At 64.5% G+C, this 21683-nt stretch carries 17 protein-coding genes; 5 read left to right on the top strand and 12 right to left on the bottom strand.

Annotation, left to right across the window (positions count from 1 at the left end; translation table 11 throughout):
* Positions 1-32: 32 nt before the first annotated feature.
* Positions 33-1202, bottom strand: a complete 1170-nt coding sequence (locus AC0MRV_RS10175) for a S41 family peptidase (protein WP_472764356.1) — start codon at positions 1200-1202, stop codon at positions 33-35.
* A gap of 272 nt (positions 1203-1474) precedes the next feature.
* Between AC0MRV_RS10175 and AC0MRV_RS10170 the strand changes: the two genes are divergently transcribed.
* The gene (locus AC0MRV_RS10170) at positions 1475-2272 is read left to right on the top strand and encodes a YqjF family protein (protein ID WP_472764355.1); all 798 of its coding nucleotides are present in this window, start codon (positions 1475-1477) and stop codon (positions 2270-2272) included.
* Positions 2273-2288: 16 nt separating this feature from the next.
* Here AC0MRV_RS10170 and AC0MRV_RS10165 read toward each other — a convergent pair whose 3' ends face one another.
* The 8 genes from AC0MRV_RS10165 to AC0MRV_RS10130 form a co-directional block, all read right to left on the bottom strand.
* Entirely contained in the window at positions 2289-3356 is a 1068-nt protein-coding gene (locus tag AC0MRV_RS10165; protein WP_472764354.1) for a bile acid:sodium symporter family protein, read from the bottom strand.
* Between the two features lie 31 nt (positions 3357-3387).
* Entirely contained in the window at positions 3388-4674 is a 1287-nt protein-coding gene (locus tag AC0MRV_RS10160; protein WP_472764353.1) for a mandelate racemase/muconate lactonizing enzyme family protein, read from the bottom strand.
* Positions 4675-4713: 39 nt separating this feature from the next.
* Positions 4714-5664, bottom strand: coding sequence for an RraA family protein (locus AC0MRV_RS10155; protein ID WP_472764352.1), 951 nt, complete (start codon positions 5662-5664; stop codon positions 4714-4716).
* Between the two features lie 206 nt (positions 5665-5870).
* Entirely contained in the window at positions 5871-6947 is a 1077-nt protein-coding gene (locus AC0MRV_RS10150) for a type IV pilus twitching motility protein PilT (RefSeq protein ID WP_472764351.1), read from the bottom strand.
* A gap of 5 nt (positions 6948-6952) precedes the next feature.
* A complete protein-coding gene (locus AC0MRV_RS10145; protein WP_472764350.1) occupies positions 6953-8530 on the bottom strand; it encodes a type IV pilus twitching motility protein PilT in 1578 nt (525 codons plus the stop codon).
* 65 nt (positions 8531-8595) lie between these two features.
* A complete protein-coding gene (gene yiaK, locus AC0MRV_RS10140) occupies positions 8596-9597 on the bottom strand; it encodes a 3-dehydro-L-gulonate 2-dehydrogenase (RefSeq protein ID WP_472764349.1) in 1002 nt (333 codons plus the stop codon).
* Between the two features lie 68 nt (positions 9598-9665).
* Complete coding sequence (locus AC0MRV_RS10135) at positions 9666-10625, bottom strand: glycoside hydrolase family 43 protein (RefSeq protein WP_472764348.1); 960 nt, start codon at positions 10623-10625, stop codon at positions 9666-9668.
* A gap of 84 nt (positions 10626-10709) precedes the next feature.
* Positions 10710-11495, bottom strand: a complete 786-nt coding sequence (locus AC0MRV_RS10130; RefSeq protein ID WP_472764347.1) for a dienelactone hydrolase family protein — start codon at positions 11493-11495, stop codon at positions 10710-10712.
* An 83-nt stretch (positions 11496-11578) separates the two neighbouring features.
* Here AC0MRV_RS10130 and AC0MRV_RS10125 point away from each other — a divergent pair, with 83 nt between their 5' ends.
* Positions 11579-14008: an ABC transporter permease gene (locus tag AC0MRV_RS10125; RefSeq protein WP_472764346.1), complete on the top strand. Its 2430-nt coding sequence runs from the start codon at positions 11579-11581 to the stop codon at positions 14006-14008.
* A gap of 115 nt (positions 14009-14123) precedes the next feature.
* Here the strand turns inward: AC0MRV_RS10125 and AC0MRV_RS10120 are convergent, their stop codons facing one another.
* The 3 genes from AC0MRV_RS10120 to AC0MRV_RS10110 all read right to left on the bottom strand — a co-directional run bounded on the left by AC0MRV_RS10120 (position 14124) and on the right by AC0MRV_RS10110 (position 18851).
* The gene (locus AC0MRV_RS10120; RefSeq protein ID WP_472764345.1) at positions 14124-16205 is read right to left on the bottom strand and encodes a YgiQ family radical SAM protein; all 2082 of its coding nucleotides are present in this window, start codon (positions 16203-16205) and stop codon (positions 14124-14126) included.
* Between the two features lie 142 nt (positions 16206-16347).
* Positions 16348-18198, bottom strand: a complete 1851-nt coding sequence (locus AC0MRV_RS10115) for a hypothetical protein (protein ID WP_472764344.1) — start codon at positions 18196-18198, stop codon at positions 16348-16350.
* A 41-nt stretch (positions 18199-18239) separates the two neighbouring features.
* Positions 18240-18851, bottom strand: coding sequence for a hypothetical protein (locus tag AC0MRV_RS10110; RefSeq protein ID WP_472764343.1), 612 nt, complete (start codon positions 18849-18851; stop codon positions 18240-18242).
* A gap of 197 nt (positions 18852-19048) precedes the next feature.
* Between AC0MRV_RS10110 and AC0MRV_RS10105 the strand changes: the two genes are divergently transcribed.
* From AC0MRV_RS10105 to AC0MRV_RS10095, 3 genes are read left to right on the top strand one after another with little or no spacing between them, the layout of a single operon-like run.
* Positions 19049-20629 (top strand): glycoside hydrolase family 43 protein, encoded by a 1581-nt coding sequence (locus tag AC0MRV_RS10105; RefSeq protein ID WP_472764342.1) that lies wholly within the window; start codon positions 19049-19051, stop codon positions 20627-20629.
* 8 nt (positions 20630-20637) lie between these two features.
* A complete protein-coding gene (locus tag AC0MRV_RS10100; protein ID WP_472764341.1) occupies positions 20638-20889 on the top strand; it encodes a YdeI/OmpD-associated family protein in 252 nt (83 codons plus the stop codon).
* Entirely contained in the window at positions 20886-21677 is a 792-nt protein-coding gene (locus AC0MRV_RS10095) for an L-fucose dehydrogenase (protein ID WP_472764340.1), read from the top strand. The genes AC0MRV_RS10100 and AC0MRV_RS10095 overlap by 4 nt, the downstream gene beginning before the upstream one ends.
* The last annotated feature ends 6 nt before the right edge of the window (positions 21678-21683 follow it).

Below are 21683 nucleotides of genomic sequence, written 5' to 3'. Positions count from 1 at the left end.
GGTCACTCATCGTCGCTCCTGAAAACGATTGGCTATTGGTGTGTCCGTTGCGACTTCACCCGCGCCCGCAACCACTCCACCGCCGCATTCAGATCGGCGTCACGGCCGGCCCGCAAATCGGCCAGCGAGCGCTCAATCAACACGTCGGGCTCGACGCCGTTGCCTTCCAAACGCTCCCCATCGAGCGTCTCAAAATCGTAGGTGCCCAGCTGCAATTCGCCGCCATCTCGCAGCCGGTGGTATTGACTTGCCACCACCACACCGGCGGTCGGTCGCCCGATCAGGGTCGCACGCTCATAATGCTGCATCACATGCGCCAGAATCTCGGCCGAGCTCGCCGAACCGGGCCCGATCAGCACCACCACTTCGCCGTCGTAGTCGACCCCGCTGCGCCAGGCCGACTTCTCCTCATTACGCCGTCCCTGTCGCGAGACGAAGGCACCATAGGCTTTGCGATCCGGGAAAAACTGGTTGATCACCCGTTCCAACGACGAGACCGCACCACCACTGTTGTAGCGCAGGTCGAGCACGATGCCGGGCGCGTCGCGGTGCACCTTCAGCCGCTCGTGCAGCCAAGCGTCGTAATCGGTCTCGAACTCGTCGAAACGCAGGTAAATCCAGCCCTCCGCCGAGTGCCGCTCCATCGGCGGCATGCGGTCGGACAGCGTGCGCGCCGTGAGCATGACCTGTCGCAGCTCGTTCTGGCTGTCGACGAAGGTCCATTTGTAGCTTTCGCCCGGCTCGCTGCCGAAAGTGATGCCCTCCTCGGTCAGTGGCTCGTCGTTGCGCGCAATGGCGATCCAGCCGACCTCCACGCCCGCCTCCTCCGCCGCACTGCCGGGCCGCAACTCCGCCACGACCCACTCGTCTTCGACGCGCTCCAGGTTGATGCCGACAAAAGCCCGCTCCGCCACGTAATCCTCCCACGCCTCCAGCGGATCCATCGCCAGGGTGTGCGCGTCGCCGAGCTCCTCGAGCATGGTGTTGATCACGTCGTAAAGCGCCTCGTTGTCCTCCGCGGCGGCCGCTTGGTCCCGGTAACGGGCGTAAGCCGTGGCCCAATCGGCGCCGTTGAATCCGGCATCGTAGAATCGTTTCTCCACCAACTCCCAAACCTGCTCGAGCACGGCTTGATGCGCTTCGGCCCGCTGCTCCGCCGACGCGTAAGTCGGCTCCGCCGGCGGCCCGGTGCGCGGCAGCACACACCCGCCCAAAACCAAGCTTAGACCCAACAATCCCGCGGACCACATCCTCGTCCACGCGGCACGTCGGTGAGGGAGGGATCGGGACAGGTCGTTTCGCATGGGTCGGGAAAACAGCGCCGCCAACAAACCTAAGGAACCCACCCTAGGTCAAGGTTCGGTCGTGGCCACCCCGCCAAGCCCGCCGGGAAACCGGAATTGCGTGAGCTCCCGGATGCAGAGGGTTGCGGTCCTGGGCACAACGGGCTAAGCCCTGCACCTTCCAGGTTTTCATGCTGCCGGTTCTGCAAAACGTCTCCCATCGGCCTTGGCCGTTGCCCACCTCTCCCTGGGGCTGGAGTCAAACGTGGTCCGATCTTGCCTTCGCCCACTACCGCGCCTCGCGCCGCGAGCTGCGCGAGCTCATTCCCGGCAACCTCAAGCTGCAGGAGTTCGACGGTTCGCCTTGGATCGCCGTGGTGCCCTTCCAACTCGGCCATGTGCGCCGCCGCGGGTTGCCCTGGTTGCCGATCATGCCTTCGTTTCCCGAGCTCAACCTGCGCACCTACGTCGAATACGACGACAAACCCGGCGTCTGGTTTTTCAGCCTCGATGCGCAAAGCTGGCCCATTGTGTGCGGTGGTCGTCTCGGCTTCCACCTGCCCTACCACTACGCCTCGATCCGCTGCCAGGAGAGCGAGGATGGGCTCGCGTTCGCGAGTCGCCGCATCGGCGGCAAGGTTCGATTCAGCGGCCGCTATCGGGCGATCGGCGATAGCTTCATCGCCGAGCCGGGTTCCTTCGAGCACTGGGCCACCGAGCGCTACTGTCTCTACACGCTCAACCGCCGCGGTGAAATCGTGCGCGGCGAGGTCCACCACCCGCCGTGGCCCTTGCGCGAAGCCGAGGTCGAGATCGACCACAACGACCTCTTCGCCGCCGCCGGCCTGACCCCGCCGACCGAGAAGCCCCACGGGCTTTTCTCCACGGGGGTCGACGTCGTGGCCTATCCGCCGAAGGTGCTGGGGGACATGGCGGAAGATCCGGACGAGCTCGCCGCCGGCGAGCTCACCCCCGATCCTTTACGCTGATCCGCGGCGCCACGCGTCACTTAGACGGCTTGTCCCGCCACCACGTCGCCAAGGTCGCGCCGGTGATGTTCATCAGCGAGCCAAAGACCACGGGCGCCAACGCCACCATGCGACCCAGGTCCTGCGCCAGACCGGTGGCCAGGCCGGCATTCTGCAGGCCGACCTCAAACGAGATCGTGCGGCACGTCTTTTCGTCCATTCGCAGCGCGCGGCAGGTCCAGTAACCCAGGGCGTAGCCCGCCACGTTGTGCAGCAAGGCGACGACGATGAGCACCGCGCCGACCACCAGCAGTTCGTCGCGTCGACCCGCCGTCATGATCATGAGAATGAAGGCGATGCCGCCCATCGAGACCTGCGGCATGAGCCGGTCGAGCCACGCCGTTTTGCCGTGGAAAAGTCGATTGAAGATCAGGCCGGCGATGATCGGCAGGATCGTGATCTTGGTGATGCTCCACATCATGCCCAGGGCATCGATCGGGATGTATTGGCCGGCCAACCACTGCATGTAAAACGGCGTGATGAACGGCGCGACCAGCGTCGCCACCGTGGTGAGCGTGACCGACAGCGCCAGGTTCGCTTTGCCGATGTAGGCCATTACGTTCGAGGCCAGACCACTCGGCGACGCGCCGATCAGGATCACGCCCGCCGCCAGTTCCGGGGAAAATCCAAAGACCATGGCGAGGCCGGCGCCCACAAACGGCATGATCGTGAACTGGCACAGCAGACCGACGCCGACCGCTTTCGGCGCCTTCACCACGCCGGCGAAGTCCTGCACACTCATCGCCGTGCCCATGCCAAACATGATCACCTGCAGGAGTGGCACGATGAGCGAGCTCAGTTTGAAGCTCCCCCAACTTACAAAGAGCGCCGGGAAACACATCGAGAACGTGACGCAGGCAAAGATGAGCAGGCTGAAGGACAGCCCGTGCAACTTCGCGCTCCCGCGCACGCCCAGCGAGGCCGCGAGGAAAAAGGCGGTGAGCAAGGTGCCGCCGAGCACCGGTCGCCCGAGGGCAAAAAGCACCACGGCGGCGGCGAGCGGCGCCAACGCGCCACGCAGGATGGTTTGGTGGGGTAGGGTCATGGGCAATACGGAGCGAGTCGGTGGTGCAGGATCATTCGAAGAACGGATAGCCCGGCGTGGCATGCTTGCGCATGCCCTCGGTGTTGATCTCCACCCCGATCCCAGGCTTGTCGCGCACGGTGATGAACCCGTCCTCCACCATCGGTCCGTCGAAGTTCACGATCTCCTGGAACATGGGGTTCTTGTGAAAGTAGATCTGCCATTCCAGTATCAGGAAATTGGGGACGGAAGCGCAGCAGTGGCACGAAGCCATCGCACCAAGGTAGGACGCCACCATGTGCGGCGCAAAGGGCACGTAGTAGAGGTTGGCCAAGTTGGCGATGCGCTGCCCCTCGCCCAGCCCGCCGCACTTCTGCAGGTCGGGCATCACGATGTCGGCGGCGCCGATCTCAAGCATCTCGCGGAAGCCGTGGGCGAGGTATTGATTCTCGCCGACACAGATCGGCGTCGAAGTGGAGTCGGCGATCTTTTTGTAGGCCTGCACGTTTTCCGCCGGGCACGGTTCCTCCAGCCACATGACTTTCAAGGGTTCGAGCAACCGCGCGACCTGTTCGCCGGTGAGGGCGTCGTAGCGGCCATGCATGTCGACGCAGATGTCGATGCTTGGCCCCACCTCCGCGCGCACGGCCGCGATCTGATCATACATGCGCTGCAGTTCCAGCGGGCTGGCCGTCCAGTTGTAGGCGTCGTATTTATTCGGATCGTTGGCCTGATCGAGGTCGAACTTCACCGCGGTCATGCCCATGTCGACCGCCTCGCGCGCCGCGGCCGCGAAGTCGGCCGGTTCCGGCAAGGTGCGTTGGTAGAGCGCGGTGTCCATGTAGACGCGAACGCGATCACGAAACTTGCCCCCGAGGAGTCGGTAAACCGGCAGACCGAGCGCCTTGCCTGCGACATCCCACAACGCGGCTTCAACGGCGGACAGCACCGCCACGTAAATGCCGGACTGCGCGCCGCGGAAGAATCCCTGGCGACGCACGTGTTCAAAGAGGCGATGCACATCGAGTGGGTTCTGCCCCTTGAGACTCTGCGCCATGAGCTTGATCAACTGGTAGGAACCCGCGACCGCATCGACGCCCTCGCCGTGACCTTCGATGTCCTGATTGGTGTGCACCTTCACGAACAGCCCGTTGCCGTTGCGAATGAAGGCACAGGTGATGTCGGTGATCTTGAGGTCCGACGGCGCCGAGGAAAGTGGAGTGCGGTCAATCGCCTCGGTGAGACCTTGGCCAAAGGAGGTGGAGAGAGCGGTCGCGCCAGCGACCGAACCGAGGGCGGCATGGCGCAGGAAGGCGCGCCGGGAGGAACGGGAGGCCATGTGTTGCAGAGGTTGGGGGTTGGGGTTGAAAGCGACTCGTCACCAGGTGCGGCTCTTCAGCAGTTCCTGAATTTGTTCCTTGGCCACCGGCAACTCGTCGATGTGCGACTCAAGCCAACGCGAGAAGTCGGCCTCGATTTCGTCGGTCCAACGGCGATCGATCTGCCCGGCGGTGTAGACTTTTTCCTGCAGGCGCTGATGCCCGAACATGTCGCGCAGTCGCACGACTTCGGAAACGCGCACGACCTCCTCGGCCAGCTGCGGCGGGATGAAAATCACGCCGCCGTCGCGCGCCAACACCACGTCGCCCGGCATCACGGTGGCGGCGCCGATACGGGTGGGCTGATTGAGCCCGACCAAGGTGGTGTTGAGGTTCGGTCGCTCCGCGCTGCCGTGATGATGCGAGGGGTGGTAGCTCTTGAAGTAGGCGGTGAAGCCCTCGAGCTCCTTCATGCCGTTTACATCACGCACCGCGCCGTAGTAGACAAAGCCATTGCCGGTGCGGGCTTTGATGGAGTTGGCCAGATTGTCACCGACCGTGGGACCGTCGATCGTGGCGTTGAATTGGTCGGCCACATACACGTCACCGGTGGTCAGCATATCGATCGGCCAGGTGTTCATCCCAAGGAGGCGTCCCTGTTCCTTGCCGCGGTCGGTGAAGGCGGCGTGGATGTCCTTCCGCCCCGGCATGAAGGTGGCGGTGACCGCGCGGCCAACGAGCACGCCATCCGGATGCACGATCTCCCACTCCCCTTCGTATTGATAGTGAAACCCGTGATTACGCAGGACCGCCCACGCCTCCTCCAGCGTCACCCCCTTCATGCGCTCAAGGACGGCGTCCGGCACCTGGGGTCGGCCGTCATCGAAACGCGCCCCCGTCCATTCGCGGGTCAGAAAAAGGAGGTCCTCCTTCGTGATTTGTTGGGCGACGACCGAAGCGTGCAGACACGCCGCGGCCAGCAGACAGCACAGCAGACGAGATCGAGTCATAACGGGGTTGGGGTGCACCCATCAAACGCGTGCCCGCCCGACACCACCAGTCCGAATCCGGGAAGCGCCCACCGTGTGCGCATCTGTTAACCCGCGCGCGACCCGGGGAAACGAAAGCGGGCGCAAGCGCCTCGCCTGCACTTCGCGTTCGCACGCGCACCGTGGGCTGCCTTGCCTCTCCGCCAGCAAACCAGCCCCATTCCGCCTCAATGCTCTCCGTCCAGGTCGCCGGGTTTGAGCATACCCTGGAAGACGCCCTTGTTGGACGACTTCATGAAGGCTTCCTTGGCGGTGATGGAACCGTCTTTCACGCGATCCATCAGGCTCCAATCCATCGTCGTCATACCGTCATTCTTGCCGCTCTCGATGATGGCGCGGATGTTCGCGATCTGACCGCTGCGGATCGTATTCGGCAGCGCCTCATGGCGCAGCAGAATTTCGTGCACCGCCACGCGACCCTTGGGTTGTTTCTTGCAGAGCAACTGGGCCACCACGCCGGACAGACAACCGGCGAGCATCACGCGCACCTGGTTCTGCTCCTCGGCCGGGAAGGTATTGATGATGCGGTCGACGGTCTTGGGGGCGTTGTTGGTGTGCAGCGTGCCAAACACCAGCATGCCCATGGAGGCGCAGCCGAGGGCGAGTTTGATCGTCTCGAGTTCGCGCATTTCACCGAGCAACAGGATGTCGGGGTCGTGCCGCATGGCGCCTTTCAGCGCATCGGCAAAGGTCTGGGTGTGCTCCCCCACCTCACGGTGCACGATGACCGACTTCTTGTTGGGGTGCACAAACTCGATCGGGTCCTCGATCGTGATGATGTGCCGGGCGAGGTTGTCGTTGATGTAGTCGATCATCGCCGCGAGCGTAGTGGACTTACCACTACCCGTCGGCCCGGTCACCACCACCAACCCCTCCGTCATGTGGCAGAACTTCTTCAGCACCTCGGGCAGGTTGAGATCGGAAAACGACAGGATCTTCGACGGGATCTGCCGAAAAATGCCGGCCTGGCCCCAGTGGTTGTAGAGGTAGTTGCCACGGAAACGCGCGACGCCGGGAATTTCGTGCGCGAGGTCGAGGTCCTTGTTTTCCACAAACTCCGCCCAGCGGTGAGGCGGACAAATCTCGCTGAGCAGCGTCTCCATTTCCGTGCTGCTGATAATCCCGTCCTCCAAGGCAACGAGGTTGCCCGAGATGCGGGCTTTGGGCGGCATGCCCACATTGAGGTGCAGGTCGGACCCGCCCTGTTCCAGCATGAGTTTGAGAAGTCGATCGATCGCGGCCATGGCGGTTAACGAATCTGCGCGAGCAGTTGTTTGGTGGTGATATTCTGGCGGGCGGTGACCGCGGAAATCTGGCGCTTGTTGTAGAGCTCGAAGATGGAGCTCTCCATCGTGCACATGCCCTCGCGCACGCCGGTTTCCATCACGTTGCGCAGGCCCTGGGTTTTGCCTTCGCGGATGAGCGAGGCGACCGCGGGATTGGACACGAGGATCTCGCAGCCGAGCACGAGTTTGCCCCCCACGCCCGGGACGAGGCGCTGACAGACGATGCCGCGCAGGCTCTCCGATACACTCGCACGAATCTGCGTCTGTTGTGCCGGCGGAAACACATCGAGCAGCCGGTTGAGCGTGGTGGCCGCATCGCTGGTGTGCATCGTGCCGATCACCAAGTGACCGGTCTCCGAAGCACTGATCGCCATCTCGATGGTTTCGAGGTCGCGCAGTTCGCCGATGACGATGATGTCCGGGTCCTCACGCAACGCCCCCTTCAGCGCCGAACCGAAGGAGCGCGTGTGCTCACCGACCTGGCGTTGGGTGATGTTGCAGTTGGTCGACTCCTGCACGATCTCGACCGGGTCTTCGACCGTGATGATGTGATCCTTCCGCTTCTTGTTCAGCTCGGCCACACAGGCCGCCAAGGTCGTGGTCTTGCCCGCGCCCACCGGTCCCGTCACGAGCATGAGCCCGTTGTGGTAGGACAACATTTTGCGGATGGTCTCCACGTTGCGTAGACCGAGCGAATCGAGCGTCGGCACGTCGGCCGACACCATGCGGTAGGAGCCCGCCGGACCATCCTTGTGAAACATGAGGTTCACGCGGTAGCGGTGGGTCGCATCCAGCGCCAAGGCGAAGTCGTAGTCCTTGCGCTGTAAGTAGATCGCTTTCTGTCCCTGCGAAAGCAACACGGTGTTGAGCCGCAGGGCCTCTTCTTCGGTGAGAATGTGTTCACTCAACGGCGAAAGCGCCCGTTGCTTGCGCACAAACGGCGTCGCGCCCGCCGACAGGTGCAGGTCGCTCACGCCCTCGTCACCGCAGAGCACCAGGAAGCCGCGCAAGGCATCGGCCAATTGCGTATCGTTGAGCGCACCCAGATTTTCGAAATCGAGTTCGCCCGGCTCAATCACGGTCGCCGACGGCGGCAGCCCCATCGCCATCGCTGGCGCACTTGCCGCAATCGGGGCAGGGGCCGGTTCCGGCGCGGGAACGGGAGCCGGTGCTGGAGTCGGCGCCGCTGGGGCGGCCGGCGCGGGGGTCTGCGCTGGAGCCGGCTCGTCCAAAATCACGGCGGGCGGCGGCTCGGCCTTGTCCTCTTTGCGCAACGACAGTTTGGGTTCGGCTTTCGGCTCGGCCGGAAAGGGGTCGAGCGCGGGCGGACCGTTGGCCCCTTCCTGCATGGCCTTGCCGGCGAGTTTCTCGAGCTCACCCAGTCGCTCATCTTCGACAAAACCTTCGTCGATCAACTCCTGCGCGAAGTCGATGAGCTCGGCGCCGTCGCCCAGCTTGTCGCGCACAGTTTTTGCCTGTTCGACGGTAAAGAGTCCTTGGTCGACACCGAGTCGCACCAGCCAGCTGATCGCAGGATCCATAAGCGCAAAGGGGAAAGCGCCAACAAGCTGCGGTAGGCCTGAAGTCCTGCCAAGCGCTAAGCCGCTCAAATCTCCGCCGCCGCGCCGGATATTTTCGCCCAGACGTCCTCACGCACTGGCACGCCGTGCTCCCGGCTCTCAAGTCGCGCCCGCAGCACCGCTTGGCCCGGATAACGCGCCGCGGGATTCGCCGCCGCCAGCGCCTCGATCGCCTCACGCGTGCGGCTGGCGATCGAGCGCCCTCCCAGCGCATCGGCTCGCAGTGCAATGAAGACCTGGCTGACGCCGAGCCCATCGGTGAGATCCCGCGTGCCCGCGCCGTCGGCCAATATGGCGGCGAAGGTGTCGAGCAGGATGGCCAGACCCGAGCCTTTCCAAAATCCCATCGGCAACATCGTGCCGCGTTCGAGAATCTCGTCGGGATCGGACGTGATGTTGCCCGCCGCATCGAGTCCGCCGGCCACCGGCAACGGCTCCCCCGAGGCACGATGCGAATCGAGCCGACCCCACGAATATTGGCTCATGGCGATATCGAGCACGAGGTGGGCGCCATCCGTGCCCGGCACGGCCAGCACCAGCGGGTTGTTGCCAACCGAATCCTCCGTGCCGCCCCACGCCGGCATCATCGGTTCTGTATTCGACCAGCAAATACCAAGGTAACCGCGCTCGGCCGCCCGCCAGCCGTAGTTGCCGGGGCGGCCCCAGTGACCGGTGTTGCGCAGCGCCACGCAGCCAATGCCATGGTCGTCGGCCAGCGCCATGGCCCGGTCCATGCAAAATTCGGCATTGAGCGCGCCGAAACTGCGATGGCCTTCGTAACGCTCCAAGCCACCAAACCCCGCCACCCGCTCCGGATCGCGGCCATGGTTGATGATCTCGCCCTCGCGCAACCAGGCGAGGATGTGCGGCACCCGGTTGGCCCCATGCGAATGCACGCCGTCCATACTGGCCTGCGTGTAAAGCTCGGCCACCCGCCGCGCCCGCGGCTCGGCCACCCCTTCAGCCGTGAAGAGCCGGGTGACGGTGGCGACGAACTGGTCGTAGGGAATGCGCAGCATGACGGTCATGCTACGCCCCGCCGGACAAACGCCAAACCCGCTTTCGGTCGGCTGTTGAGCGACTCGCGCCGGAACCCTCAGCTCACCGGCTTGATGTTGCCGGCTTCGTCGTAGAAGAGCTCCTTCACCTTTACGCAGCGCAGGTGGTTCACCCCGTTCGACAACGAGGAGTCGTGATGGAAGAGCCACCAGCGGCCCTTGTGCTCCACGATGGAGTGATGCGTGGTCCAGCCGATCACCGGCTCCAGAATACGGCCGCGGTAGGTGAAAGGTCCCAGCGGACTCTCGCTCGTCGCGTAGGCGAGGTAGTGGGTGTCGCCGGTCGAGTAGGAGAAATAGTAAAGGCCGTTGTATTTGTGCAGCCATGACGCCTCGAAGAAACGGCGGTCGTGATCGTCGCCGCGCAGCGGCTGGCCGTTTTCATCGAGGATCTGGATCTCTTGCACGGCACCATCGAACTGGAGCATGTCCTCGGTCATCTTGGCCACGCGCGGGAAGAGCGCGGGCGTCGCCCCGGTCGGCTCCTGGCCATCCGGGTTGTGCTGATTGTCCGAGGTCCATTGCTGGAGCTGGCCGCCCCAGATGCCACCGAAATACATGTAGGCCGCGCCGTCGTCGTCGACGAAGACCGCCGGGTCGATCGAGTAGCTGCCCTTGATGTAATCGGGCTCGGGCGTGAAGGGGCCTTCGGGTTTGTCCCCGACCGCGACGCCGATGCGGAAGATGCCGTTCTGATCGCGGGCCGGGAAATAAAGGTAATACTTGCCGTTCTTGGTCGCGGCGTCCGGCGCCCACAGTTGTTTGCTGGCCCAGGGGATGTCCTCGAGCTTCAGGGCCGGGCCGTGGTCGGTGACCTCACCGCCCACCTCGTCCATCGACAGGACGTGGTAGTCATCCATGTCATACTGGTCGCCGTTGTCATTGCTCTCGAGACCCGAGTCCTCGTCGTGGGACGGGTAGACGTAGATGCGACCGTTAAAGACGTGCGCCGAGGGATCGGCCGTGAAGATGTGATCAACGAGAGGTTTGTCCGACATGGGACCGTCAACGCTCCAATGATCCCGGGCGATGGCTAGAACGAATTTCGTCTATTGTTCGAACCGTCCGCCTGTTCGCCGTCCTCACCAGATCTCATCGAACAGCGCCCGCATGGCCGCAAAGGCCCGCTCGGAGCTGCGTGGGTTATACTCCGACTGACCGGCCGCCGCTGCCTCCGGATTGGTAAACGAATGCACCGTTTGGCTGTATTCAACCAACTGCCAATCGACCTCCGTCTGCAGCATCGCGGCCGTAAACCGTTCCACGTCAGCACGTGGCACATAAGGATCGGCCGCGCCGTGCAACACCAGCACCTTGGCCTGCGTCTTGGCCGCGTCGGCCTCCAACGTCGGCGACGCCAGGTCACCGTGAAACGAAACCACCGCGTCGAGATCGGCGCCGCTGCGGCCGAGTTCCAAAACCGAGCCGCCGCCAAAACAAAAACCGATCGCCGCCATCTTGGCCGGATCAAGCCCCACCGCGTCCGCCTCGCCGCGCAGCACCTCCAACCCCTTGGCCGCCCGCGCCCGCATCATCGCGCGGTCGCCGCGCACTGCCCCTGCCGCCTGCGCTGCTTCGCCGCCGTTGGAAGGGCGCACGTCCACCCCATACATGTCGGTCATCATCACCACGTAACCGTAGGCCGCGACTTTCTTGGCCTTCTCCAGCGAGCTTTCGGTCGGCCCCATCCAGTTCGGCACCATGAGGATTCCCGGTTGGGCGGCACTCACCGCCGGGTCATACACGATCGTGCTCTCAAACGTGGTGTCACCGAGGTCATAGCGGACCGTTTTGGTGGTCAATTCAGCCCGGACTCCACCGGCGGCCAGGGTCAGGGCGAGCAGAGAAAAACGTAGGGGACGACGCATCCCGCCAAGATAACCGGTTCACGATTTTCGCAAGCTCAGCAGAAAATTGCGACCACCGCGCCGCGCGCCGGGTGTTATCCGACATGCTCCAAGACCTCCGCTTCGCGCTGCGCATGCTGCTTAAGCATCGCTGGTTTTCCGCCGCCATCATCGCCACCCTCGCCCTCGGGATCGGCATCAACTCCACCGTCTTCACCCTGGTCAACGCCGTGCTCTTCAAACCGGTTCCGGTCGAAGGCGGAGATCGCATCGTCACGGTGCTCAATCAAAACACCGAGGACCCGTCCCAGCGCCGCGCCGTTTCCTGGCCCGACTTTCAGGAGATGCGCGCGGCCAACCACACCTTTGCCGCGCTTGAGGCCATCAACGACGTGCAGGGAGTTCTCACCGAAACCGAAGTGCCGCCGGAACGCACCAACTTTGCGTGGGTGTCCGCCGGTCTCTTCGACATGATCGGGCAACCTCCGGCCCTGGGCCGCGGTTTCAACCCGGCCGATGGCGAAGCCGACGCCGAGATCGTGCTCATGCTCTCCGACGGCCTCTGGCAAAGCCGCTACGGCGGCGACCCCGGCGTGATCGGCCGCGGCGTTCAACTCAACGGCCAACCCGCCACCATCGTCGGTGTCATGCCGCCGGGCTTCCGTTTCCCCAACAACCAACAACTCTGGGCACCGCTCCGCCCCACCCCGGCCGTCGACAAACGCGACAATCGCTCGCTCATGCTCTATGGCATCCGCCAGCCCGGCGTGTCCGTCGCCGAAGCCAACGCCGATCTCAACGTCATCGCCGGCCGCCTCGCCGCCGAGCACCCCGACACCAACGAGAACCTCGGCGTCACCGTACGCACCTTCCACGAGACCTTCAACGGCGGCCCCATCAAGGTCATCTTCCTCATGATGCTCGGCGCCGTCGGCTTCGTGCTCCTCATCGCCTGCGCCAACGTCGCCAACATGATGCTCGCCCGCGCCATCACCCGCGGCCGCGAGATCGCCGTGCGCGCCGCGCTCGGCGCCTCCCGCCGCCAACTCATCCGCCAGCTCCTTATCGAGAGCGTCGTGCTCAGCATCATCGGCGGCCTGCTCGGTTTCGCCTTCACCGGCATCGGCGTTGGCCTCTTCGATGAAGCCACCACCAACGTCGGTCGGCCCTACTGGATTCAATTCCAACTCGATTGGGTCGCCGTCGGCTACTTTGCCGTCCTCACCATCGCCAGCGGCATTCTCTTCGGCCTCGCGCCCGCCCTGCGCTCCTCGCGCGTCGACCTTTCCACCGCGATGAAGGACGGCACGCCCGGCGCCGGCGCCGGGCGCAACCGCCTCAGCGGCGCCCTCGTCATCATGCAGTTCGCCCTCACCGTCGTGCTGCTCGCCGGTGCCGGCGCGATGATCCGCAGCCTCTTCCTTGCCCGGGAGCTCAACGCCTTCGTCCAGCCTGATACCCTGCTCACCGCCCGCATTCAGCTCCCCGAGGGTGAGGGCGAGCGCTACCAACAGCCCGACACGCGTCGCCAATTTGTGGATACCCTGTTGCCCGAGCTGCGCGCGCTGCCCGGCGTGACCGCCATCGCCGTGACCAACGTCTTCCCCGGCATGGATAACCACCAACGGGAACTGGAAATCGAGGGACGCCCCCAACCCGAGGATGCGACCGCGAAATTGCAGGGCACCATGATCGTCGCCTCCCCCGACTACCTGCAGGTCATCAACCTGCCGCTCCTGCGGGGCCGCGCGTTCAACGAAACCGACGGCGAAACCGGCCGCGAAGCCGCCATCATCACCCAGGCCTTTGCCCAACGCCACTGGCCCGACGCCGATCCCATCGGCCAACGCTTCCGCTTCGTCGAACCCAGCGACGGCGAGGCGCAGCCGTGGATGACCGTCGTCGGCGTCTCCGGCGATCTCGACCAGAACCCATCCAACGCCGACGCCCCACCCGCCTTCTTCATCACCTACCGCCAGCAACCCTGGGGCTGGGCCGGCATCATCGCCCGCACCAGCACCGATCCGGCCGCCCTGGCCCTGCCCGTGCGCAGCGCGGTGCAGACCATCGACGCCGACCTGCCTCTCTTCCAGGTGCAGCCGCTCGTGGTCGGCCTGGATCGTTCGATCTGGTTCCTGCGGGTTTTCGGCACCGTGTTCTCCGTCTTCGCGGCCACCGGTCTGCTGATGGCCGCCGTGGGCATCTACGGCGTGATTGCCCACCAAACCGCCCGGCGCACGCGCGAGATCGGCATCCGCATGGCGCTCGGCGCGACCGCCAGCAACATCGCCCGCCTCGTGCTGGGTCGCGGACTCCGCCAACTCGCCATCGGGCTCGTGCTGGGCCTCGCCGGCGCCTACGGCGCAATCCAGTTGCTCGCCAACGCCGGCACCCTCGTCGGCATGAGCGCGCACGATCCGATCCTTTTTGGCAGCATCATCAGCCTGCTGCTCCTCACCGGCCTCACCGCCTGCTGGCTCCCCGCCCGCCGCGCCACCAAAGTCGCGCCCACCGAGGCGCTGCGGACGGAGTAGCGGAGCCGTCTCAAACGTCGGGCCTCACCGTGCGTTAGCCCAGTCCCGTTCCCGACCACCGCAGCGACCGCGTCCGGTGACCACGATCCACCTCGCTCAAGAACGCCGTCCTCTCCTACCGCTTCTTGAAGAACTTCTCGAAGGGTTTCGGTTTGGATGCCGGCTTCCCCTTCGACTCGGGCTTCGCGGCCGGTTTGGCTTTGCGCTTCGGATTCACCGGACGCTTCGCCCCCTTCGTCGCCGCGGCGAGGCGCTGCCCCGGCACCTGCATGCCGCAGGGCGCAATGTGCGGCGGCGGGGTCACGTCTTCGGTGACCTGCTTGTCGTCGAGCAGCCGCTTGGCGATGCCGTCGAGCCCGAGGCGCTTCATCGACGCACGCAGCGCCTTTTTCATCTCCGGCTTATACCAAAAGAAGAAGCTGCGCTGAGTCTGCTTTTCATCGGGTGAACGCGCCACGCTGACCTCTTTGCCGTCATAGGGGTGCATGCCCGTGGCGTAGATCTCGGTCGCGACCGTCATCGGCGTCGGGGTGAAGTCCTGCACCTGCTCGAGGCGGAAACCGAGGTCCTTGGTCTTGAGCGCGAGCTCGGCCATGTCCTCCGGTCGTGAACCGGGATGCGAGCTGATGAAATACGGGATGACGGGCTGCTTCTTTTTGCCCGCCTTCTCGCCGGCCTTTTCGAACTTCTCCTTAAACTTGTAGAAGAGGTTGAAGCTCGGTTTGCGCATCACGCGCAGCACGTGATCGCTGGTGTGTTCGGGCGCGACCTTGATGCGGCCCGGCACGTGGTGGGCGGCGAGCTCCTCGATGTATTTTTCGTGGTTCGCCTTCACTTCGGGCGTGGTGCCCTTGTCGTGCAGGAATAGGTCGTAGCGGATACCGCTGGCCACGTAGGCGTGGTTGACGCCCTCGGTCTCGCGGACCGACTTGTAGATGTCGAGCAGCGCCGTGTGATCGGTGTCGAGATTGCGGCAGACATCGGGCCAGATGCAGCTCGGGCGCACGCACTCGTCGCAGATCCACTGCTCCTTGCCCTTCATCTTATACATGTTGCCGGACGGGCCGCCGAGGTCGCTGATCGTGCCGCGGAAGTCCGGCATCTGCTTGATCGACTCCACCTCCTTGAGAATCGATTCCTTGGAGCGCGAGGCGACAAACTTACCCTGATGGGCCGAGATCGTGCAGAAGCTGCAGCCGCCAAAACAGCCGCGGTGCATGTTGATCGAGTGCTTGATCATCTCGTAGGCCGGAATCGGTCCACGCTTGCGATACTTCGGGTGCGGCAGCCGCGTGTAGGGCAGGTCGAAGGCGCGGTCGATCTGCTCCTCGTTCATGGTCGGGAACGGCGGATTGACCACCAGTGTGCGGTCGCCGATCTGCTGAAAGAGGCGGCGCGCCTTCACGCGGTTGGACTCGGTTTCGATGTCCTTAAAGTTTTTGGAGTAGCGCTCGCGGTCCTCGAGACAGGCCTCGTGACTGTGCAGTTCAAAGTCGTCCCAGTTCTTGTTTTTCGGCGGCTGCTCACCGGGCGGCAGCAGCACGGCGGTCTGCGGGATGGTGCCGAGCGAAGAAAAGGGCACGCCGCGCTTGAGCAGGCGCACGGTTTCCTTGAGCGGCAGTTCACCCATGCCGTAGACGAGCAGGTCGGCGCCACTGTCCGCCAGGATGCTCGGTTTCAGTTCATCGGACCAGTAGTCGAAATGCGTCACGCGCCGCAGGCTGGCCTCAATGCCACCGATCATCACCGGCACCTCGGGAAAGAGCTCCTTCAGAATGCGCGAATAAACCACGGTCGCGTAGTCAGGCCGGAAGCCGTGCTGACCGCCCGGCGTGTAGGCGTCTTCGCTGCGCAACTTCTTCGCGGCCGTGTAGCGGTTGACCATCGAATCCATGCAGCCGGCGGTGACGCCAAAAAACATCCGCGGCGCGCCGAGCTTTTTGAAGTCGCGCAGGTCATCCCGCCAGTTGGGCTGGGCGATGATGGCCACGCGCAGCCCCTCGGCCTCCAGCATGCGCCCGATCACCGCCGTGCCGAAGGCCGGGTGATCCACGTAGGCATCCCCCGACACGATAATGACATCCAAATAATCCCAGCCCCGCGCCTCGACCTCGTCGCGCGTCGTCGGCAACCAGCGCGCGGGGTCCCAGACGGGCTCACGCGAGTAGACAGTGTTGGGTTGCGGTGACGGATTCATGCGGCGGATTGACCGCGCAACATTGGCGATTCCCGTCGGGCCGCAACCCCGATCGCGCGCCCCCCTCACCGCGCCTCCCCTCAGAACGAAAAGCGCAATGTTCGTATTACGAACATTGGGCTTCGCTTCAGCAGAGGTATCTTCAGCGGGCCGGGTTGGCTTTCACCAAAGAAATGAACGCATCGTTCACGCCGCGCAGCGCGGCCAGCGAGAAGGCGCTGAACCACTCGGGATTCGTTTGCACGGCGAGAGTCTGCTCCGACTTGGAAGCGCCGGCGGCGGCGAAAATACCTTGGTTGCCCGAAGCTTGGGCCAGACCGAGCAGTGCAGCCCGCGAGGCGTTGTTGTTGTCACGCTCGTCGAGCGTGATCATCTCCGCGCCGAAATCGCCGACCACGACGTTCTTCTTCAAGGTCACCTGGCCGACGTCGCCGGCCACCGTGTTCTTGGCGTGCAAAACGTAGAGACGGTTTTCGTTGGCCTGCAGCACCATGTTCGGCTTGGCCGCGGTGCTTGCGCGACCGGAGCCGTAGCCGGCGAAGAGGCCGCGCTTGTTGCCGCTCGATTCCAGCTCGGCGAAACTGAGCAGGTAGGTCGGCACAACCACCACCGCGTCGAGCTCGTGCGAGATCGCGGTCATGACCTTCCAGTTGTTGAGCGCAAAGGGGCTCTTGTCGCCCATCTGCTCGCCCTGCGTCCACCACAGCGGCAGCGCACTCGGCGTATACACAGTAAGGATACGATCCTGCAGCCACTTGGCTTCCTTCACGTAGGGCGCGGCCACGCTGGCGGGGGTCACATCGAGATCCTTCCAGCGCGACGTCGCTTTCAGTTCCTCAACCGTGACCACTTCGCGACCGGTCGCGGTCAACTCGGCCAGAAAGTCGTCATACAACGCGTCGGCGATGTGCTGCAGGGTGCTGTTGTCAACCCCGGCGAGCTCGACCGCCGTCTTGCTGCGGGCACCCGAGGTGTGCGTGCCGCCAAACTGGTAGCCCGCCGCCACACTGGCCGTGACACTGTCGCGCACGATGAAGCCGACACGGAAGCCCGCCACGATCACCCGCTGACTGCGACTCAACTGCTTCACCTTGCCGCCAAAACTCTTTTTCGCGTCGATGGCGATGTCCGGCACGTCCGGCGCCGGCTCGCTCACCTGCTGCGCCCCCAGCTCGGCGGCGCTGCCACCGGTGCCGCCATTGGCGTCCATCGTGTTCGCATCGACTGCGGTCGCAAGGAACGCCCCCTGCACCGCCTGTTCCTCGGCCGTGCCGCCGCCGGCGGCCACAAGGGAATTGATACTGCCGGGTAGCTCCGGGAGCTTCGGCAGGATGCCCTGCTTCTTGGCATCCTGCGCCTTCATCACCACCTCGCGGCCATAGGCGCGCTTGATGGCGGGCTCATAGGCACCCTGCAGTCGCGGATACACCCCCATCGCCGCGGCGAGGGCCTGCGCATAGTCGGGGTCGGCGCTGGCGTAGTTGGCATGCAAATACACCGCCAGATCCATGGTGTTGTCGAAGGACAGGTCGGACGTCTCCTTGATGTAGTCCCAACCGCCGATGGCCTTGACCGCCGCGGTTTCGGCCAGCGCCTTTTTGGCCTTCTTGCCAAAGAGTCCGCCAATCAGGGCGCCCCCCGGCACCTTGGCCGCGAGTTCCTTGGTCGCTGCCTTGCCGAGCTGATCGCCGGCCAGGTTGCCGAGGGCGGCACCGGCGGCACCGCCGACGGCCTTGCGGGCCCATTCGGCGAGCGTGCCGTCGGACCGGTAGGGACTGATGTATTGTCCGTCGGTGTCCTGACGCGGCGTCGGGACGGTGATTTCTGCCGTCGGCGCAACGGCGTTGATGTAACCGGAGAGCTCCTGAATCTCGCGCAGGACTTTGGCGGCCTTCGCGAGATCGTTGGGATCGAGGTCGGCGGACAGCGGGCCGGCGGTGAATCCAGCGGCGACCAACAGGGCGGTCGCGGTGCGAAGACGCAGGTGTTTCATGGCGCGGAGAAGGCCAGGAGTTCCAGGGAGGCGGGCGGCGCCTACTTGCGCTTGGCCTGCTTTTTGTAGGCCTTCTGGATGGCCGACGGGAAGCGCCCTTCGAGGTCCGGATAAACCGCCACGGCGGCGGCGAGAACTTCCTGGTAGTCCGGATCACCGGAGTGGCGGACGTGCAGGAACACGCAGTAGTCGTCGATGCTCTTGAAGGACTGGTCGGAGGTTTCCTTGATGAAATCCTTGCCGCCGAGCGCCATCACCGCGGCGGATTCCTTGGCCTTTTTCTTCAGGAAACCGCTGGCGAGACCACCGAACGGCACCTTCGAGGCGAGCGCACCGGCGGCCTTTTCGCCGACCTTCTCGCCGATCATCTTGCCGGCCTGGGCGCTCAGTGCCTTCTGCGCCCACTCGGTGGGCTCACCATCGCTGAGGTAGGGCAACAGGTATTTGCCATCGGTGTCCCAGCGCGGCTCGGGCGCCTCGAGCTCAACCGTGAGCTCCCGGTATTTTTGCATGAATTGCTCCACCTTACCGATCATGACCTGAGCCTTGACCAAGTCGCCGGCCAGGCTGGGGGAGATCGCGGAGGAGGTGAGCGGCGCCACGAAGACGGCGGCGGCCAACAGGAGGGCGGAAGAACGAAGGAAACGTTTCATGGGAGGATGGATCGTGGTTTGGGAGTCGAAGTGAGCTAGGTCCGAAGACGCCGCGCATCCTAGTTTTTCCCCCTCCCCCCCTCCATACGCATACGTGCGTAGAGCGCCCGCACTTGAGGGCACTCCCCAAATCCCCAGAAGCGCCATGCTTTGTTTTGCGGTCACCCCGCCGACCTTCTAGTCAGCTCCCTTACGCCATGATCCAGAACCCCATTCTCCCCGGCTTTAACCCCGATCCTTCCATCGTCCGCGTCGGCGATGACTACTACATCGCCACCTCCACCTTCGAGTGGTTCCCCGGTGTGCAGATCCACCACTCCCGCGATCTCGTCAATTGGGAGCTGGTCGCCCGCCCGCTCGATCGTCCCTCACAACTCGACATGATCGGCAACCCCGATTCCGGCGGCATCTGGGCCCCCTGCCTGTCCTACAGCGACGGCCTCTTCTGGCTCATCTACACCGACGTCAAGCAGTGGACCGGCACCCGCCACAAGATCACCCACAACTACCTCGTCACCGCCCCGTCAATCACCGGTCCGTGGTCCGAACCCACCTACCTCGATTCCTCCGGTTTCGACGCCTCGCTCTTCCACGACGACGACGGCCGCAAATGGTATCTCTCCATGATTTGGGACCACCGCGTCGAACGAAACCAGTTCACCGGCACGCTCCTGCAGGAATTCAACCCCCAGACCCGCACCCTCGTCGGCCCGCGGAAGAACATCTTCAAAGGCACCAACCTCGTTTTCACCGAGGGGCCGCATCTGTATAAGAAAGACGGATACTACTACCTCCTCGTGGCGGAGGGCGGCACCTGGTATACCCACGCCGCCACCATGGCGCGCTCCCGCTCGATCGACGGACCCTACGAGGTCGACCCCGAAAACCCCTTCCTCACATCCGCCGACGACGAGTCCGCCGCCCTGCAAAAGGCCGGCCACGCCTCGCTCGTGCAAACCCAGTCCGGCGCCTGGTATGTTGTCCACCTCTGCGGCCGTCCCCTGCGCGACCGCCGCTGCACCCTCGGCCGCGAGACCGCCATCCAACGCTTCGAATGGAACACCGACGGCTGGCCGCGCCTGAGCCACGGCGGCCATGTGCCCGCCGTCGAGGTCGCCGGCGACGGGCTGCCGCTGACCTCCCCCACGCCGCCGTCGCGGTCCCACCGCGAGGACTTCGACTCGGTCGAGCTCTCGATTCACTTCCAGAGCCTGCGCCGCCCCATCACGACGGACTGGCTGGACCTCACCGCCCGCCCGGGTTGGTTGCGTCTCTACGGCGAGGAACCGACCACCTCCAACTTCCGCCAAGCCCTCATCGCCCGCCGCCAGCAGGCCTTCGACGTCGAGGTCACGACCTGCGTCGACTTCACGCCGGTTGACTTCAAACACATGGCCGGCCTCATCGCCTACTACGACACGTCCAACCACTACTACCTGCGCATCTCCCGCGACGAGGAACTCGGCCGCCACGTCGGCATCATCCGCTGCGACGCCGGCGAAAATGGTGAAATGCTCGACACCGAAACCGCCCTGCCCGACTCCGGCCCCGTCCATCTGCGGGTCACCATTCGCCGTGAGGCGCTGCAATTCGCCTACTCGCTCAACGGCACCGACTGGACACCGGTTGGCCCCGAGCTCGACGCCACCATCCTCTCCGACGACTACCACAAACTCGGCTTCACCGGCTGTTTCATCGGCCTCTGCGCGCAGGATCTGACCGGCCAAAAGCATCCGGCCGATTTCGACTTCTTCGACTATCAGGAACTCGACACCTGATTCCGACCATGGCCTCCACCGACTTCTCCCGTTTGAAACGCGAGCGCTACCCGATGCCGTCCGACATTGAGACCGCGTTGTCCGGCAACGAGCTACGCGCCCGCTACGACGCCCGCCCGGCCTACCAGCAGAATGACTACATCGGCTGGATCACCCGCGCCAAACGCGAAGCCACCCGCCGGAAACGCCTCGACCAGATGCTTGCTGAGCTGCGCGAGGGCAACGTCTACATGAACATGGCCTACTCTCCACGCGCATGAACCTGCGCCTCACCGACAAGGTCGTCCTCGTCACCGGCGGCGCCAAAGGCATCGGCCGCGCCATTGCCGAATCCTTCGCCACTGAGGGCGCCATCCCCTGCATCGTGGGCCGCAGCCACGACGAAGCCCTCGAGGTTGTCGCCGGCGTCACCGCGCGCGGTGGCCGCGCCGCGGCCTTCGCCTGCGAGCTCACCGATTCCGTGCAACTCGAAGCCGCCGTCACCGCCATTGAGCGACAGTTCGGCCGCATCGACGTCCTGGTCCACAACGCTGGCGTCAACGACGGCGTTGGCCTCGACGCCGGTGTAGATGCCTTCCGCGCTTCGTTGGAACGCAACCTCATCCACGTCTACGCCCTCACCCATCGTTGCCTTGATCAGCTCAAAAAAGCGCGCGGCGCGATCATCAACATCGGCACCAAGTGCGCCGTCACCGGCCAGGGCGGCACCAGCGGTTACGCCGCCGCCAAGGGCGGGATGAACGCCCTTACCCGCGAGTGGGCCGTCGACCTCGCGCCGCACGGCATTCGCGTCAATTGCATCATGCCCGCCGAGGTCATGACCCCCCTCTACGAACGTTGGCTCAGCACCCGCCCCGACCCCGCTGCCGCCCGGCAGCAGATCGAGCGCACCATCCCGCTCGGCCAACGCTTCACCACCTGCGCAGAGATCGCCGACCTCGCCGTGTTCCTCGCCTCCCCGCGCTCCGGCCACACCACCGGCCAGCTCCTGCATCCAGATGGCGGATACGTCCACCTCGACCGCGCCGCCACCGCCCCCGCTTCCTGATTGGTT

It is taken from the genome of Actomonas spartinae (assembly GCF_051209155.1).
GTDB lineage: Bacteria > Verrucomicrobiota > Verrucomicrobiia > Opitutales > Opitutaceae > Actomonas.
Note: the sequence above shows the minus strand (reverse complement) of the source record. Positions and strands in the feature narration are given on the sequence as shown.

Excerpts from the sequence above, each read along its gene's own strand:
- AC0MRV_RS10170 (WP_472764355.1), top strand. The coding sequence starts at position 1,475 with ATGCTGCCGGTTCTGCAAAACGTCTCCCATCGGCCTTGGCCGTTGCCC.
- AC0MRV_RS10165 (WP_472764354.1), bottom strand. The coding sequence starts at position 3,356 with ATGACCCTACCCCACCAAACCATCCTGCGTGGCGCGTTGGCGCCGCTC.
- AC0MRV_RS10160 (WP_472764353.1), bottom strand. The coding sequence starts at position 4,674 with ATGGCCTCCCGTTCCTCCCGGCGCGCCTTCCTGCGCCATGCCGCCCTC.
- AC0MRV_RS10155 (WP_472764352.1), bottom strand. The coding sequence starts at position 5,664 with ATGACTCGATCTCGTCTGCTGTGCTGTCTGCTGGCCGCGGCGTGTCTG.
- AC0MRV_RS10150 (WP_472764351.1), bottom strand. The coding sequence starts at position 6,947 with ATGGCCGCGATCGATCGACTTCTCAAACTCATGCTGGAACAGGGCGGG.
- AC0MRV_RS10145 (WP_472764350.1), bottom strand. The coding sequence starts at position 8,530 with ATGGATCCTGCGATCAGCTGGCTGGTGCGACTCGGTGTCGACCAAGGA.
- yiaK (WP_472764349.1), bottom strand. The coding sequence starts at position 9,597 with ATGACCGTCATGCTGCGCATTCCCTACGACCAGTTCGTCGCCACCGTC.
- AC0MRV_RS10135 (WP_472764348.1), bottom strand. The coding sequence starts at position 10,625 with ATGTCGGACAAACCTCTCGTTGATCACATCTTCACGGCCGATCCCTCG.
- AC0MRV_RS10130 (WP_472764347.1), bottom strand. The coding sequence starts at position 11,495 with ATGCGTCGTCCCCTACGTTTTTCTCTGCTCGCCCTGACCCTGGCCGCC.
- AC0MRV_RS10125 (WP_472764346.1), top strand. The coding sequence starts at position 11,579 with ATGCTCCAAGACCTCCGCTTCGCGCTGCGCATGCTGCTTAAGCATCGC.
- AC0MRV_RS10120 (WP_472764345.1), bottom strand. The coding sequence starts at position 16,205 with ATGAATCCGTCACCGCAACCCAACACTGTCTACTCGCGTGAGCCCGTC.
- AC0MRV_RS10115 (WP_472764344.1), bottom strand. The coding sequence starts at position 18,198 with ATGAAACACCTGCGTCTTCGCACCGCGACCGCCCTGTTGGTCGCCGCT.
- AC0MRV_RS10110 (WP_472764343.1), bottom strand. The coding sequence starts at position 18,851 with ATGAAACGTTTCCTTCGTTCTTCCGCCCTCCTGTTGGCCGCCGCCGTC.
- AC0MRV_RS10105 (WP_472764342.1), top strand. The coding sequence starts at position 19,049 with ATGATCCAGAACCCCATTCTCCCCGGCTTTAACCCCGATCCTTCCATC.
- AC0MRV_RS10100 (WP_472764341.1), top strand. The coding sequence starts at position 20,638 with ATGGCCTCCACCGACTTCTCCCGTTTGAAACGCGAGCGCTACCCGATG.
- AC0MRV_RS10095 (WP_472764340.1), top strand. The coding sequence starts at position 20,886 with ATGAACCTGCGCCTCACCGACAAGGTCGTCCTCGTCACCGGCGGCGCC.